At 58.2% G+C, this 16,166-nt stretch carries 15 protein-coding genes; 6 read left to right on the forward strand and 9 right to left on the reverse strand.

The annotated features are described in order from the left end of the window. Positions 1 to 83: 83 nt before the first annotated feature. From CTT34_RS11955 to CTT34_RS11970, 4 genes are all read right to left on the reverse strand, one after another. Complete coding sequence (locus CTT34_RS11955; RefSeq protein WP_159342629.1) at positions 84 to 818, reverse strand: phosphodiesterase; 735 nt, start codon at positions 816 to 818, stop codon at positions 84 to 86. Between the two features lie 39 nt (positions 819 to 857). Further along, on the reverse strand, positions 858 to 1,304 hold the full coding sequence (locus CTT34_RS11960) for a DUF1249 domain-containing protein (protein WP_159342630.1): 447 nt from the start codon (positions 1,302 to 1,304) through the stop codon (positions 858 to 860). Between the two features lie 9 nt (positions 1,305 to 1,313). Then, complete coding sequence (locus tag CTT34_RS11965) at positions 1,314 to 1,964, reverse strand: NUDIX domain-containing protein (RefSeq protein ID WP_159342631.1); 651 nt, start codon at positions 1,962 to 1,964, stop codon at positions 1,314 to 1,316. A gap of 107 nt (positions 1,965 to 2,071) precedes the next feature. Beyond that, positions 2,072 to 2,716, reverse strand: coding sequence for a TRAP transporter TatT component family protein (locus CTT34_RS11970; RefSeq protein WP_159342632.1), 645 nt, complete (start codon positions 2,714 to 2,716; stop codon positions 2,072 to 2,074). Positions 2,717 to 2,879: 163 nt separating this feature from the next. On the opposite strand from CTT34_RS11970, the gene greB reads away from it, so the two are divergent. Beyond that, on the forward strand, positions 2,880 to 3,413 hold the full coding sequence (greB, locus tag CTT34_RS11975; RefSeq protein ID WP_159342633.1) for a transcription elongation factor GreB: 534 nt from the start codon (positions 2,880 to 2,882) through the stop codon (positions 3,411 to 3,413). Positions 3,414 to 3,416: 3 nt separating this feature from the next. On the opposite strand, the gene CTT34_RS11980 is transcribed toward greB, so the two are convergent. The 3 genes from CTT34_RS11980 to CTT34_RS11990 form a co-directional block, all read right to left on the reverse strand. Continuing rightward, positions 3,417 to 4,406: a methyltransferase gene (locus tag CTT34_RS11980; RefSeq protein ID WP_159342634.1), complete on the reverse strand. Its 990-nt coding sequence runs from the start codon at positions 4,404 to 4,406 to the stop codon at positions 3,417 to 3,419. Next, positions 4,403 to 5,221 (reverse strand): methyltransferase domain-containing protein, encoded by an 819-nt coding sequence (locus CTT34_RS11985; RefSeq protein ID WP_159342635.1) that lies wholly within the window; start codon positions 5,219 to 5,221, stop codon positions 4,403 to 4,405. The genes CTT34_RS11980 and CTT34_RS11985 overlap by 4 nt, the downstream gene beginning before the upstream one ends. Before the next feature lie 135 nt (positions 5,222 to 5,356). Further along, a complete protein-coding gene (locus CTT34_RS11990) occupies positions 5,357 to 7,030 on the reverse strand; it encodes a methyl-accepting chemotaxis protein (protein WP_159342636.1) in 1,674 nt (557 codons plus the stop codon). A 279-nt stretch (positions 7,031 to 7,309) separates the two neighbouring features. On the opposite strand from CTT34_RS11990, the gene CTT34_RS11995 reads away from it, so the two are divergent. The 4 genes from CTT34_RS11995 (at position 7,310) to CTT34_RS12010 (ending at position 10,495) form a co-directional block, all read left to right on the forward strand. Beyond that, positions 7,310 to 7,639 (forward strand): four-helix bundle copper-binding protein, encoded by a 330-nt coding sequence (locus tag CTT34_RS11995; protein WP_159342637.1) that lies wholly within the window; start codon positions 7,310 to 7,312, stop codon positions 7,637 to 7,639. 193 nt (positions 7,640 to 7,832) lie between these two features. Then, complete coding sequence (locus CTT34_RS12000) at positions 7,833 to 8,528, forward strand: substrate-binding periplasmic protein (protein ID WP_159342638.1); 696 nt, start codon at positions 7,833 to 7,835, stop codon at positions 8,526 to 8,528. After that, complete coding sequence (locus tag CTT34_RS12005) at positions 8,525 to 9,475, forward strand: cation efflux transmembrane domain-containing protein (RefSeq protein ID WP_159342639.1); 951 nt, start codon at positions 8,525 to 8,527, stop codon at positions 9,473 to 9,475. The genes CTT34_RS12000 and CTT34_RS12005 overlap by 4 nt, the downstream gene beginning before the upstream one ends. A 9-nt stretch (positions 9,476 to 9,484) precedes the next feature. Further along, positions 9,485 to 10,495, forward strand: coding sequence for a potassium channel family protein (locus CTT34_RS12010; protein WP_159342640.1), 1,011 nt, complete (start codon positions 9,485 to 9,487; stop codon positions 10,493 to 10,495). 9 nt (positions 10,496 to 10,504) lie between these two features. On the opposite strand, the gene CTT34_RS12015 is transcribed toward CTT34_RS12010, so the two are convergent. After that, entirely contained in the window at positions 10,505 to 12,238 is a 1,734-nt protein-coding gene (locus tag CTT34_RS12015) for a GGDEF domain-containing protein (RefSeq protein WP_159342641.1), read from the reverse strand. A gap of 117 nt (positions 12,239 to 12,355) precedes the next feature. Next, entirely contained in the window at positions 12,356 to 12,577 is a 222-nt protein-coding gene (locus tag CTT34_RS12020) for a putative hemolysin (protein WP_159342642.1), read from the reverse strand. A 227-nt stretch (positions 12,578 to 12,804) separates the two neighbouring features. Here CTT34_RS12020 and CTT34_RS12025 point away from each other — a divergent pair, with 227 nt between their 5' ends. Then, a complete protein-coding gene (locus tag CTT34_RS12025; protein ID WP_159342643.1) occupies positions 12,805 to 16,053 on the forward strand; it encodes a PAS domain-containing protein in 3,249 nt (1,082 codons plus the stop codon). Positions 16,054 to 16,166 lie beyond the last annotated feature (113 nt).

The raw sequence follows: 16,166 nt of genomic DNA on the forward strand, positions 1-16,166 counted from the left end.
TTGTGGGTAGGGTAACGCTAGGTCAATAATAACCCAAAAGAATTAATAACTATCTTTTTAGATCTATAACGCCTAAAAAAACATCACACGATCACGCGCTCCACCCAGGTCTCCCACGCCTGGCCGTGAAAGTCTACGATGCGGTAACCAGGGCGTGAAGCTTCGTCGATGGCAAATGCCTCAGCCCCTGGCAGAAATTGATCCGACAAGGCGGGGCAACCATAAACGCCAATATCGGTGCCTGCTGCCTGATGATGTTGGGCATAGGCCTGATGCGCGTGGCCAAACAGGATCACTTTTACCTGCGGATACGCGCTCAGGAGCTGCCAAAAAGCATCGCGGTCCTGTAGGCCAATCGCATCCATCCAGGCGGCTCCCACGTCCACCGGCGGGTGGTGCATGGCAATCAGTGTGGGACGGTCGTCGTGTTCGAGGCGCGTCGCCAGCGCGCCCAAGGCGTCGCTTCCTAATTCGCCGTGGGGCTTGCCAACGACCTGAGTATTGAGCAGTAGCAAGCGCCACTGCTCCAAATCCACTTCGTCGAGCAGCGGCTGCTCGGCACTCATCAGCTCTAGCTGATCATGGTTACCCGGTATCCAGAACCACGGGCAGGGCAACGCACAAAGCGCTTCCCGTGCATGGGCATAGGAGGCAGCAGTTTCATCCTGACTGACGTCGCCGGTGAACACGACGACATCGGGCCGCTCTGCGGCGACCGCTTCTAGCACGCGTTGAAAATGCTGCCACGGAATCCCTGCTCGGGAGCGCGCCTGTTTATCTGCATGTAAGTGTGAATCGGTAATTTGGACAAGCCGCATTCACCTAGCTCCCTTGACCTGAATCGTGTACGACGTGAATTAACGTAGCTCGGGCATGTCCACCGCATGACCATGGGCCAGCCCGTGGGCCAACCACTCGCCCAGGAAGCAGTTGAGCTGTAGCTTTTCATCCGGTTGATGCATGCGGGCATTGGGGTAGCGGTAACGGCCGCTGAAGTGGCGCTCGCGCTGAAAATCGATCACCTCTGCCATGCGCACATCATGGTAGAGGTGCACGCGCATGCGCGGCCCTTCGATCACGGCATCCAGCGGCCCGCTCTGGGAGACCTCTACCAGCGTGGTATAGGGGGCTTCCTGCAGAATCACCAAGTGCAAGTCACCAAAGTGCTGGTGATCGCTGCGCAGGGCGATATCACGGCGCTGACCGCTCTCCATATCCCCCACTAGGCGCAGCAGACGCAGATAGTTCGCGCTGCATTCGCCCTGTAGGGTCTTCAAATCGGTAACGTAGGCGGCTCTTGCCATGATGACTCCTTACTGGGTTCGCTTGGCGTCAGTCGTCGAAAGGGCGGCGCGTTGAGACGCGGCGCGCAGCGATGCCCGCTGCCCCGCCAGCCAATGCAGCCCAATCAACGACATGGCGTTGTCGAGTCTTCCCTGCTCTAGGAGTTCCCAAGCATGCGTAAACGTGACGATATGCACCCGAATGTCTTCGTGCTCGTCGTCGACTCCATACACACCGCCAAGCCCTTGGGTATCCACCAGACCGCAAAACAGCGTCACGCGCTCATTGCAAGCACCGGGGCTGGGATAGTAGGTGTGCAATTTGGTCAGTTGCCCTACTTGGCAACCGGCCTCTTCCAGCGCTTCGCGGCGGGCAACGTCTTCCAACGACTCGTCTTTGTCCACGAGACCCGCGACGAATTCTAATTTCCACGGGGAGGTGGGGTCATCGATCGCCCCGGCGCGAAACTGCTCGATCAGTACCAGCGCATCACGATGGGGGTCGTAGAGGAGCACACCCACCGCATCGAAGCGGTGATGGACTTCGCGGCGCATGGCATCGCTCCAGCCGCCTTCGAACAGGCGGTGGCGCAGCTCCAGCGCTTCTAAGCGAAAGAATCCTTGATAGAGGGTGTCGCGTTGGATGAGTTCGACATCATCACGACCAAGCGTAGGACCCATACGGCACTCCCGGTGATCACAATCGTCCTATTATCAATGCTGCCCACCGGGAATGCCAATGCGGTGATTAACCGCGTGTCATCAGTGTCGAAAAGATGACGGGTACGTTACAACTGGCTGAGTAGCGCCTCGGCGTCACGGCGCAGCGCTTCATCGGACACTTGACGGTTCTCACGGGCCGTGCCGTTCACCGCACGCTGGGCATGCTCCCGCGCCGCCTGGGTGTTGCCCTCCTCTTTCAAGAACGCCGCGTAGTAATAATTCACGTCGATGCCGTCGGGGCGAAGCTCCAACGCGCGCTGGAACATGCGCTCGGCAGTATCGCTATTGCCAAAGCCTAATGGACGGCCCGGCGCGCGGTCGTAGAGAGCCCCCAGCGTCACGTAGGCCGAGCCATTGCCTCCTGTGGGGTCGATCTCGATGGCACGCTCCAGCACATCGCGTGCGTCTCCGGCCGTTCCCAACGCTCCCAACCCACCGCGTTCGCGGGCATAGGAGGCCAGCACGATCCCCTGCCAAATCAACACGTCGGCTTCGTTAGGATGCTGGCTGGCGAGCTGTTCGGCTTCACTGGCGAGCGCCTTTAGCGTCTCTTCCCGCTGGTTCGCGGGCATTTGCGTTACCGTATGCTCCCAGCGGTTTTTGAGTGAAAAGATCTCACCCTCGAACGCCGACGCACTCAAGGGGGCCAGCGCCAGCGTGCTGCCCAGGGCGGCGGCGATCAACAAGCGGGAAAAGGGAATAGCGTGCATGGAAACCTCCAGGTTTGTTGTTGTAGCGGCTTACTCAGATAATGTAACGAACGTTTGAATGATTCGCCAGACATTCACGACTTTGTTATAAAACGTCCGCGTAGCGTAAGCTAACCGCCCGGGTAGGAGCGCCCTACCAGGCATTGGAGGAGAAGATTGGCTCATGAAAGGTCGTAACATGACCCGCTGGCGGGACCCGGCGAAGGATCCTCGCCAAGCCCCTAAAAGCAATTTGATTACCGCCGAGGGGGCCGCCCGGCTGCGCGGCATTCTGGATCATCTTTCGCGGGTCAAACGCCCTGAGCTATCCGCGAAGGTGGGCGAAGCCGCCGCCCTTGGCGACCGCAGTGAGAATGCGGATTACACCTACAACAAGAAAGAACTCAACCGGGTCATTGCTCGCATCCGCTATTTAACCAAACGGCTCGATGAGCTGCAGGTGGTGGATCGTCTGCCCGCCAATACCGACAAAATCTTTTTTGGCGCCTACGTGACGCTGGAGGACGAAGAGGGCGAAGAGTTGCACATTCGCATCGTGGGGCACGACGAGTTGGATACTCAAAAACGCTGGATTAGCATCGACGCCCCCATGGCGAAGGCGCTGCTGGGCAAAGAGGTCGATGACGACGTCACGGTGCTCACGCCCAATGGCGAGACGTTTTACACCGTGACGGCGATTCGCTACGACCATCTCTAACGGCTATTTGGTGGCGCGATACACCCGAAAACGACGATTGTCCGACAGTGTTTCGAACCCGCCCAATGCCCGTTGCAGGCGCTCTGGATACGGCAAAAACGCATTGGCCACCACCATGAGTTGCCCTTTGGCGTTGAGATGCTCAGGCGCCTCGTCGATTAGCTTCGTGCTTGGGCCATAGCTGATATCCCGTTCTTGGTGAAATGGCGGGTTACTGACGATCACGTCGAATCGTTTACCCTCTAGCGCCGAGTACACGTCGCTCTCCAGCACCGTGCCTTTCAGCTCATTTTCATGAAGGGTACGGCGGCAGGCTTCGGCGGCGAAGGCGCTGACATCGACAGCCGTGACCGCGTGGCCGCGTTTCGCCAGCCAGGCGCTGATAATGCCGTCGCCACAGCCCATATCCAGCACTGTCAGCGGTTTTTTCGGCAGCGTGTCCTCCAAGGCTTGTAGCAGTAGCTGCGTTCCCTCGTCGACCTTGCCATGGCCAAACACGCCAGGATGGCTCACCAAGCGCATATCCAAGGCATCAAAGGTTTGCCAGGCGCTATCGGGCGCTTCGCTTTTCACCGTACGGGTGGCAAACAGCGAGCAGCGGCGGGCGTTATCGAGCTTGTCGCAGCTCATGCCCAGCTCGTCCAGCATTTTGGGAACACGTTTGATGCCCCCTTGGTGCTCACCGACGATATCGAGCGGCGTATTGTCAGGCAGCACGTGGCAAAGCCACTCAAGCCACCACTTGCCTAGCTGGTGGGCTTTGGGCCAGAACAGCACCACCTGCCCCTCGGGTAGGTAGTCGAAAGGCTCGAAAGGGCTAACGGCTAGGCGCTCACTGGCCTGCCACTGCTGCCGCAGGGCGACGTTGTCGCTCACCATCGCGGCGGAGTGGGTCAGTAGCCATGTATCTTCCGCGGGCGCGATAGGGCATAACCGGGCGGCCTGTCCGTAATAACGTTCAAGCAGTTGGCAGGCAGGCAGTTGGGCACTCATACATTCGCCTCAGGTTTGGTAACGGTATAAAGTAAATAGCGGCCTAAGCGCCAATGGGGGTCTTGCTGGCAGTACTGCTTCTCTAGCGCCAACAGTGTTGCTTGATCGCTTGCCTTCTCTGGGGCCTGGCGCACGTAATCCTGAAAAATACGGATGCCCGCGACGCTCTCGATATGTAAGCCGTTCTGGCCCACCCACTGGCAAATCTCATCATGGGTAACTGGGGAGATCGGCGTTAAGCGCTGGCGCTTGCCCTTGCCTTCTAACTGGTCACTCAAGGCTTTTTGATAGTTGCCTTTCACCACGTTAGAAAAGCGCAGCGCGTCGCGGTTAAACACCATCAGGCTGAGTTGACCACCCGGCGCCAGCAGCGTTACCAGGGTGTGCAGCGCTTGCTCGGGATGGCCCAGCCACTCCAATACCGCGTGGCAGGTGATCAGCGGCCAGGGGCCGGGGGCTTGGCTCGGCAATGCCTGTAGAGGAGCTTCCACATAGCGAAGCTGCCCCGGTGACCATACCGCAGCGGCTTCCTGCTCTGCGTGCCACGCCTTGGCATGGGCCAGCATATCGTGGGAAGGCTCTGCCATGCTGACAGCGTGACCTCGTGCCGCGAACCAACCGGAGAGCTGCCCCAACCCACCGCCGACATCCAGCACGGGCTGGGCCTGTAAGTGCAGCACTCGCGGCAGCAAATAATCCAGCATCGCGAGGCGCAGCTCGCCTCGGGGGGCTTGGTAGAGAGAGCGGGAAAATTTATCGACCAGACCATCAAAGTAGCGGTCGCCCGCGTCGGTTAATTCGTAGGTGGGGTGCATGCGCTAGCAACCACATCAAAAAGGGGCGCTAGTTTACCCGTTATCGCACTGAAAATCGCACCCCAGCGGCGTATTGAGCACTCACTGTCAAAACGCCTGGAACAACACGCCGCTACGGGACTTGCACAACGCGGGCTAGAACTGCTCCCACTCATCGGCCGACGACTGCTTGGACGGCAGCACTTTGGCGGCGGGCTTATTGAGCCCAAGCGGCTGTGGGCGGCGTAGTGCTGGCAAGGGTTGCACGCCACCTTGGGAGGTTCTGAAGGCATTGACGCTGTTAGTCAGGGCGGCGGCTTCCCCGCTCAGTGTGTCTGCCACGCGGCGGTAGCTCTCCATGTCCGTCGCGCTTGCCTGGGTGGTACTATCGATCTCGGCAATGGCGAGGCCGATCTGGGCCACGCCATCGCTCTGTTCACTCGCGGCCCGACTGATCTCTTCCATCAGGTCGTTCACCCGCTGGCTCGCTTGGCGAATGCGCTGCGTGGCGGCCTGGGTTTCACGCGTGTGAGCAGCACTTTCCAGCACGCTTTGGTTGGTATCCACGATCATGCGCTGGACTTCTTTCGCCGCGTCGGCGGTTTGATTGGAGAGCTTGCGTACCTCCTGAGCGACCACGGCAAAGCCGCGTCCGTGCTCGCCCGCGCGCGCCGCTTCCACCGACGCGTTCAGCGCTAAGATATTGGTTTGAAACGCGATGGCATCGATGGTTTGCACCATGTGCTTCATCCGTTCGGACTGTTTGGTCAACGCTTCCATGGCGTGCGCCAATTCATCGGTTAAGCGGGTGGCGGTGCCGACTTCCGCTAGGTTGGTATCTGCAGCTTTGCTCGCCAGCTGCGCATTGGAGGCACTCTGGCGCACGGTGCTGGAGATCTCCTCCATGCTGGCAGCCGTTTCCTGTACTGCCGAGGCTTGTTGCTCCAGACGATCCGCCATATTGGTGTTATTGTTGAGGATTTGATTGACCACCGGGCCGATGGCTTCCATATTGCGCTGAATATCGCTGGCCGTAGAGAGCAGCGAGCGGCGCATGAGTTGAAGCGCATCCAGCGTTTGGCGTAGCGATTGGCGGCGGGTGGAAGGAATCGCCGTATTCAAGTTGCCCGCTGCCAGCTGTAGCGCAATGTCTTTCAGCGAGGCGACCGAACGATTCAAAGAGCCCAAGAGCAGCGCATTCACCGACCAGATCGAGCTCGCCAAGACCAAGGCCAGTACCCCTAGCGTCCAACCCGCCAGAGAGAAGCGTTGGGTAATCCACATACCGACCCCCAGTAGCGCCACGCTCGCCAAAGAGGACAGAATGACGCGCGCCTTCACCCCTTCCCACTGGAACGACGGCAGCTTGCCACGCAGCCCTTTACGCTTGAGTTTGCCTCGCTTCAAATAGTAGGGGCAGCTATTTTCTCGCATTTGACGGTATAGATGATCGAAATAGCGCGCCTTCTCTTCACCTGCATAAGAGCGCAGCGACGCGTAGCCTTGCAGCTCGCCTTTGTCGATCACGGGCACGACATTGGCATGCACCCAGTAATGGTCGCCATTCTTGCGTCGATTTTTGACGTAACCCTGCCAAGAGAGTCCTTCCCGCAGCGTTGCCCACATATCGCGGTACACCTCGGGCGGCATGTCTGGATGACGAACCACGTTATGGGGTTCGTTCATCAACTCTTCGATGGAGAAACCGCTCACCTCGATAAAGCGCGGGTTGGCATAGGTAATATAGCCATTGATATCCGTGCGTGAGATCAGAAAGTCGTCGGGTTCGATCGGGTAATTCGTTTGTGATACGTAGCCGTTGTTACGCATAGCCCACCCCTTTATAAGAATACCTTTATACGCCAGCCAGCCCCATGGGCGTACTATGGCTCAGGCATTAACAAAAGTAACGGCGGCTCCCCACACTGTGACATTTATTGACATTCCACACGTGGCTCAGCACCGGCTATACAACGCTTTAAAAACAGCGTGGGCCTTTAAACAACATTAAACATCGCTGACTAGCAAGGCACGTAAACTCACCGTCGGCTAGCCTTACACCTCAACGCCCGGGAAGGGTGTTCTCACTCGTTGACTAAGGAGCTGACGATGAATTTTGGAGCCTTCAAGGAAAAAATCGAAGCCTGCCACATTTGCGCCGCTTATTGCGACAAATGCGCCACGCTGTGCCTGCAAGAGAAGGAGGTACAAGCCATGGCCGAGTGCATTCGTATGGATATTCAGTGTGCACAAATCTGCCGCTTGGCCGCGTCTTACATGGCACAAAATAGCGAATACGCCAACGATGTCTGTCAACTTTGCGCTGATATTTGCCAAAAATGCGCCGACGAATGCGCCAAGCACGACGTCGACCACTGCCAAGAGTGCGCCAATGCTTGCCAGCAGTGTGCCAATGCGTGTGCCAACATTGCCGCTTAACGGCAGTCATCTCAATGACAGTACCAAGCCGTGCTCTCGTAGCACGGCGTTAACGCTCTCTATCGTTTTCCCATGGACGCCCCTTAATGTTAGATAATCATGGCAACGTACTTAATCGCCATTTAAACAGTGAGATTTAAATCGTCGTGAAAAGACGCCTTTCTATATTTAAAAGCACGTTCTCTTACCCGCTATGTGTGTATATTGTCCTCTCTTTAACGTTAATGGGCTGCCGTTATCCTCAAAACGTAGAACGCAGTATGAGCGATATCGAGGGGGGACGCTATTTATCGGTATTACGGAAAACCCTCCTTGGGTAATCGCTACTGCGGCAGGCCCTCAAGGGGTCGACATTGATCTTCTCGACCGTTTTGCAGAAAGCCTCGACGCTACCATAGAGTGGCATTGGGGCAGTGAGAACGAGCTGTTGCAGGCACTCCAACATCACCAGCTCGATATCGTCGCAGGGGGCCTCACCAGCAATACCCGCCTCGGTCAGTTAGCGGCCACGACGCGCCCGTATTACACCACGCACCATGTCATCGGCATGGCCACCCGCGGTACGCAAGCCAACACGCTCGAAAAGACGTCCGTGGCGGGGCAAAAGGTCGCCGTGCCGCGCCTCAATCGCGTCATGCAGCCCATTCGCGCACTGGACGCGACGCCGGTCATCACCTCGCGTTTACATGACGCCCCCGGCTGGGTGGCTGCCCCTCATTGGTGGCTGGACGCCCACGGCTTTCGCCCCACCACTCACCGGCTCGCAAGCGAACACCATGTCATGGCACTGCCCAAAGGGGAAAACGCGCTCATGCTGGCCCTACAACGCCATCTGAACGATAGCCACTCCCTGCATGCGCAGCTACAACGCTTCGAGGCCGCTGAATGAAAATCCGCAAGCCCTACCGCATGCCCCCAGAGAAGCAGCATCAGCTCGATTATCTCATCACGCTTGAGTGGTGGAATTTAGGGTTTCGTGCATCCATCGTGCTAGTACTAGGGCTGGTGTTAGGCAGCAGCCAGGCCATGAAAGCGGCCTGGATCGAAGACATTCTCTCGCTCATTCCACCCGTGGCTTTTTTAGTGGCCATGCACTTTCGCAACCGCCCGCCTAACGACACGTTTCCTTACGGCTACCAGCGCGCGACGGTGATTGCGTTTTTATGCGCCGCCACGGCGCTGAGCTTGATGGGTAGCCTGCTACTGCTGGATTCGATCATGAAGCTGATCAGCCAGGAGCATCCCTCGGTCGGTGCCACCACGCTATTCGGCCAAACGTTTTGGATGGGCTGGCTCATGATCGGCGCACTCGTCTACAGCGTGATTCCTCCGATGGTGATTGGCCACCTCCAGACCAAAGCCGCCGTAAAAGTCCATGAGAAAACCGTCTACGTCGACGGAAAAATGAGCAAAGCGGACTGGATGACCGGCTTGGCGGCGATCATTGGCATCATTGGGATTGGTGCCGGTATCTGGTGGGCAGATGCGCTGGCAGCAGCGCTCATCGCTATCGACGTGACCAAGGACGGCGTGGTGAACCTGAAAGAGGCTGTGGGTGATTTATTGGATCGTCGCCCACGGTTTACCTCGAAAGCCCAACCTGAAGCGTTAGCCGAGATACTGGAAGCCGAGCTCAAACAGGTCGACTGGGTCGCCGATGCCGCCGTTCGCCTCCGGGAAGAGGGCCACGTATTTAGCGGCGAAGCCTTCATTACTCCCCGCGATTCGCATCTATTAATCGAGCGCATCGCCTCGGCAGAGGCCATGCTGAACCACTATGATTGGCGTATCTATGAGGTGGTGGTTAGTGTGACTCCCTACGACTCATCGACCTAAGGAGCAACAATGATCGGCAATCCCTGGCTCGGCGTGATCGGCATCCTGCTCATTGCCCTCGCCAATTACGATGCCATCAAAACTACCCTGTCTGCCTCCCACTCTGGGCCGATGACCAACCGCTCCATCAGCAGCGTATGGGCCGTGCTACTGGCGATCCATCAGCGTCATCGCTGCCACCGGCTACTGTCAGCCGCAGGCCCCTGGTTGACCGTGGGGTTGATCACCATTTGGCTACTGCTTGCCCTGGTTGGCTGGTGGCTGCTGTTTTGCAGTGCCGAAGACGCCGTGGTGAACGCAACGACGAAAGCCTCCGCCAATGGAATTGAGCGCCTGTACTACGCGGGCTATACGCTGACCACCCTCGGCTACGGCGACTTCGTACCTGGAAGTGATGGCTGGCGGATGGCCCCGCCGCTCGCAGCGGCCAACGGCTTCTTTCTCTTTACGCTGACCATTACCTACATGCTGAGCATCATTGCCAACGTGACGGAGAAACGCCATGTCGCGCTCACCATCCATGCACTGGGAGAAAGCCCTTTAGATATCCTCAGCGCCACCCACGATAACGGGACGTATACGAGTCTGGGGCAACAGCTTCTGCCTCTACAGCAGGCCATCAGCCGCTTAGGGCAGCAGCATCTGGCCTACCCTATCTTGCATTATTACCACGACCCCAGAAGCCAAAAATCGCTGCCCGTGGCGCTTGCACGCCTGTACCAAGCGCTATCCATCGCCCAGATCGCCTGTCCTACTATCGGCCACGCAACGCGACAGCAGCTCAATATGGGCATCGTCACGTTAGAAAATTTTCTTGCCACGCTGGATAGCGCCTTCATCGATGCCGTACCCACGCCCCCCGAGCTTCCCTCCCTAGAGACGTATCACCGCCTGCCCGGTATCGCGACTTCCCCACACGCGATACGCCAGCAGCTCGCGGATCGACAGCAGCGGTTGCTCGCCGCCTATGTGCAGAAAGATGGTTGGGCGTGGCAAACAGTATGGAATGAGCCCCTGTAGCAACGCCGACTACGGTTCGCTGGCAGACGTGACCCCTTCCCATACTTCACAGCGGTCGCGTCCGTTGTTCTTGGCTTTGTACAACGCGGTATCCGCCAACCGCAGTAGCCTGGCGGGGTCCATCGTGTGCGTAGGGAACGTCGCCACCCCGCAGGAGAGGGTAATGCGCCCAAGCGGCTGATGGAGATAGCTCAACGTTCGATGGCGCAGCGTTTCCAGCAACGTTTCGGCGCGGGCTTGCGCTTCCGCCGTATCGGTGCCCGGCAGCAGCGCAACGAACTCCTCGCCGCCTAAGCGGCACACCACGTCCGAGCCACGAAAATGCTGCGTCAACAGCATCGCGACCTCGATCAGCACGGCATCCCCTGCATCGTGGCCAAAGTTGTCGTTCACTTTTTTGAAGTGGTCGATATCGATCATGAGCAACGACAATAGACGCCCTTTCCGCTGAGCCAAGGCCATCTCCTGATGAAGCAGCGTATCGAAGTGGCGGCGGTTATAGAGCCCCGTCAACGCATCCTGCAGAGAGAGCCCTTTGAGCTGTTCGACCAGGGTATCCAGCTCCGCCGTTCGCGCCGTCACCTGCGCTTCTAGTGTCTGGTTCGCTGCGGCCAGCTGCCGCTGGGTATGGCGGTAGTGCCATAGGGAAATGGCCACGATGGCCAAAGAGAAGCCCAGCGCGCCATAACTCAAAGGCACATCACGCCAAGGGATCAACTCGTGCGCCACCAACATATCCAGCAGCAACAGCGGTGCAAACAGCAAAAAGCTAAAGACGAACAGTCGCTGTTCCAAATTCAATCGACGAACATGCAATAGCGCCAGCAACAGCATGACGGGCAGCGTCATCAGCAGCAGGACATCGAACACCGGGAACGTCAGCGCCAAACTGACCGCTCCAAACGCCACCAGCCCAATCGACAACACCAAATAGACCAAGTGAAGCTGCCATAACCGGGCCATCCAGCGTTTAGGCGCCCCCTCCAACCAGTGGCTCAGCAGCAGGCCCATGGCAATGGGGAGCGTAAAGTAGCTGGCAGCTCTGAGGATGTCCCAGATGAGCGGGGCATCGGCCAATAGTTGCCGAACAGGCGTCTCTGCCAACAGCATCAACCCTGACGAGAAGGCAAACAGCGCGATGGCGAAAAACCCCCGGCGCTCAGGGCCGATCATGGCAAAAATCGCCGCCAGGGTCGCCAACAGTAGGCTAAAGGCGCTGACCGCAAGATCCTGCACCGACGCCTGGAGCATTCCCTGTAGCGCATCGATACGGTCCGTGATCTCCACATCGCCCCAAAGACCGATGCTGGTGTAATCCGAGTGAATGCGCAGCGCCAGGGTTTTACCCGCCGCCCCCTCAGGCAATGCCACCAGATGCCACGGCCAGCCGATGAAGCGAGGATTCGCCATATCGCCGTGCTCATAAATCAGCGTGCCATCCAGGTAAACCTGCCCCACCAAATTGATACTGGTAATGTGCAGAACGGGATCACGCCACTCCCCGGCGGGCACGACCGTCTTGAACCATACGGCCTGTTGCCCGTTTCGCCCTGGCGGGTTAGAGGGAAAGGCAATGGGCTGCCATGGCGCCTCGGCGTCCAGGGGCGCATCACCCCAGCGGTACTCCCAATCGGTTAACGGCGCAGGCGCGCTGGCGTGCGCCAACGGTAGAGTCAGCAACAGCAAAAAGGCGGCCATTACCCCTACGCCGCAAACGCGCCACATGACGTTGAAAATGCCCATCAGATCCCCTACTGACGCTATGCCAGCCTACCCTACTTTTTATTCATTCATCTTATACGCTCAAATGTGCGTTGATGGCACGTTTGATGCGTTTGAAACGCTCATCTAGTTATGGCATCAATCGTTCTCTAAATGCTCTGTTCGATATAAATGCCACTCGTTTTCGACACGGCCATCCGGCAGTCGACAGTAACGTCCCGTTCCCAAAGCGCTTTCGCGTGTCATCCGCTCGCCCCCGACGCTTTCGCAATACTCGGCGGCCGCCGTTTGCATATTGACCCCCGACGCACCAGCACAGCCGCCTAACCCCAATGCGATTATCACGACGATATATTTCATTCGTTATGCTCCTCAGCCAGCTTTGTGACAAATACGTCGCGACCGGCGGCGCTCCACAATTTTTCACAGATGAAACGAAGCCTGCGCGACGTCTCTCTCTACACCCCTTCGCAATAAGCCATTATGCTGTGGTAAACGCCTAACGGCTCGTTATAAGTTTAGCGATAACGGCGAGTGCTACGTGCGCCTTGCACACTTTCAGTAGGTCACCTGACGATGGTCACGCCATGACAACACCCCAGGGCTCAGACAACCGTGTTGCCCATTCCTCTGAGTGGAATGAGCGCCACTTGCTCAACTACGAGAACGACCCCCGCTTCGATCGTATTACACGCCTCGCACAACGGGTGTTTAGCGTCTCTACCGCGCTCGTTTCATTGATCCATCAAGATCGCCTACTGTTCAAATCGTGCCAGGGCCTGTTAGACGCTAACGAGGCGCCGCTTGAGCGCTCCTTTTGCAGCCACGCCATTCTGGAGAGCGACTATCTCATCGTCGAAGATGCCCTAAAAGATGCCCGCTTCATCGACCATCCCATGGTCACGGCCGAACCGTTCATTCGCTTTTATGCCGGGATGCCTCTGCACACGCCCTCGGGCCAACGGGTAGGCACGCTATGCCTGATCGACGACACTCCACGCTCACTGGACCAAGATCAAATCGCCCTGCTGCGTGACATGGGCGCCATGGTAGAAGAGCTGCTCAAAAGCGACATTGGCAACCACGCCTCACGCGAGGCGCTGGCCCAAGCGCTGCAAGAGAGCGAACGCCGCGCACGGCTTGTGATCGAAGGTACTCGCGTCGGCACCTGGCAGTGGAACGTACAGACCGGGAAGACCCTCTTCAACGAGCGCTGGGCGCAGATCGTGGGCTACACCCTCGATGAGCTGAGCCCCACCACGATCGATACATGGCTAGACCTGGCCCACCCCGACGACCTTGCCCACTCCGGGGCCCTGCTCAACGCCCACTTCCGTGGAGAGACAGAGAGCTATAGCTGCAAAGCGCGAATGCGCCACAAACAGGGGCACTGGGTATGGGTGCATGACCGTGGCCAAGTTTTCGACTGGACCCCAGATGGCCAGCCGCTGCTGATGTACGGCACGCACACCGACATTACCCACGAAGTCGAGGCGCAGCAGGCCCTTCAAGCCAGCCGAGACGAATTTGCTTCGCTGTTGAGCAACATGCCCGGTGTGACCTACCGCTGCTTGCCGGATGACAACTGGACGATGCTCTACATCAGTGGCCAAATCGACCGCGTCAGCGGCCACTCGGCAGAAGCGCTGATCAATAACGCGAGCCTTAGCTACGCCGACATCATTCACCCCGACGATGCCACGAGCGTCGGTGACGCCATCGAAGCAGCACGCGTTGCCAACGAAGGCTGGCACGTCGAGTACCGCATACGCCACCGTGATGGCCAATGGCGCTGGGTCGAAGAGCGCGGCAACTGGGTGACAGGAGATCCTCTGCACCCTGTCATCATGGAAGGCTTCATCGTCGACATTACCCGCGAACACGATGCGCGCGCCCAGCTTCGCAAACACCACGATGCGCTGCTGCTGCTCAACGATATCGCCTTCAACGCCCTCGACACGCTCGATGATAAAATTCAGTACGCGCTGTACAAGACGCGCCACTACCTCGGCCTGGATTTGGCCATTCTTAGCCAGATCGAGGGCGACGTTTACACCGCCCGTTGGGTAGACGCCACTTCCTCTTTTCCCCTCGATGCCGGAGAGCGCTTCGATTTAGGAAGCACCTGGTGCCACCTGCTCTTTACCGGGCACGGAAAAGAGCTCTTCGTTGCCAACGTACCCAAGAGCGACTTCCACGCCCATCCCTGCTATCAGGCGTTCCCGTTGGGTGCCTATGCCTCACTGGTGATCGACGTGGAGGGGCAGGTTTTTGGAACGCTCAACTTCTCCTCGGCCTCCCCAAGAGCCACCGACTTCGACGAGAGCGAAAGGCTCTTCTTGCGCCTGCTGGCACGCTGGCTGGCCGATACGCTGACCAACAGTTTGAGCAACGAACGTATCACCAAGCTGATGGCCCAGCTACCTGGGGTGATTTATCAATACCGGCAGTTTCCAGACGGCCGAGCCACGTTCCCGTTCAGCTCGCCGCAAATTCAAACGCTCTATGGACTAACGCCCAAGCAAGCCGCCCAAGACGCGACCCCGGCGTTCGACCGCCTTCATCCCGACGACCTCGCTCCCGTAGCCGCCACCATTCAGCACTCGGCCAGCACGCTCGACGACTGGCACGCGACCTATCGCGTCAGAAATGCGCAAGGGAGCTACCGCTGGACGACCGGTCAGGCCCGTCCGGAACGGCTCGCGGATGGCAGCGTGTTATGGCATGGCTACCTGCACGACATCCATGAACAGGAGCAAGCCCGCAAAGCCATGGAGCGCAACGAGAGCCGCCTAAGAGGCCTCTTTGAGTTTGCCCCTATCGGCATTGCCCTCAACGATTTTGAGACCGGACAGTTCATCGACCTCAACGACGCTCTGACCCTGCCTTCCGGCTACACCCGAGAGGAGTTCGTCAACCTCAGTTACTGGGACCTAACCCCACAGGATTATCAAGCCGTTGAAGAAGAGGCCTTGGTGAGCCTCAAAACCAACGGCCGTTATGGGCCCTTTGAAAAAGAGTACATCCGCAAGGATGGCACCCGCTACCCGGTGCGCTTGCAGGGCATGCTGAGCCACGACCCCGACGGACGCCCAGTGATCTGGTCACTCATCGAAGACATTACCGAGCGTCGCCGGTTGGATAAAATGAAAAACCAATTCATCGCCACCGTGAGCCATGAACTACGTACGCCACTCACATCGATCAATGGGTCACTGGGCCTGATGGCAGGCGGTGCCGTAGGCGTGCTCCCCGCACCCGCCAATGCGCTTTTGGAAACCGCCCAACGGAACGTACAGCGGCTTGCCACACTGATCAACGATCTGCTGGACATGGAAAAATTGGTGGCGGGCAAAATGCCGATGAACTTGTCAGCGCAGCCGCTCACGCCGCTGGTGGCAGAGGCGGTCGAGTCCATGGCAGGCTATGGAGAGCAGCATGGTGTCCGCATTCACGCCACGGCACCGTGGCCAGACGTGATGGTTAACGTCGATGGCCCACGGTTGATTCAAGCGCTGACCAACTTGATGTCCAACGCCGTGAAATTCACGCCGAAGGGCGAGTCCGTCGACATCTCGGTGGCTTTCCAGAGTGGCAAAGCGGTCATTTCCGTTCGCGATTACGGCCCAGGCGTCGACCCTGCGTTTCAACCTCACCTCTTCAAGCGCTTCTCTCAAGCCGACGGCAGCGATACGCGAAAACTGCCCGGCACCGGCTTGGGCCTTGCCATTACCCGAGAGATTGCCCATCAGCTGGGCGGAGAAGTGAACTATCGAGATGCGCAAGGCGGCGGTGGCGAGTTCTATATCGAGCTACCGGGAGAACCGATTTGCTGATTTTCCTGATGGCAGCTAGGCTAATGACAGGATTTGTACAGCATCCCCCAAATCCCGTTAGCTTTTGCATAAGCATTGACGCTTGGCAAAAGACCGCTAGCCATTCATAAGGA

This window comes from Halomonas meridiana, assembly GCF_009846525.1.
Taxonomy (GTDB): domain Bacteria; phylum Pseudomonadota; class Gammaproteobacteria; order Pseudomonadales; family Halomonadaceae; genus Vreelandella.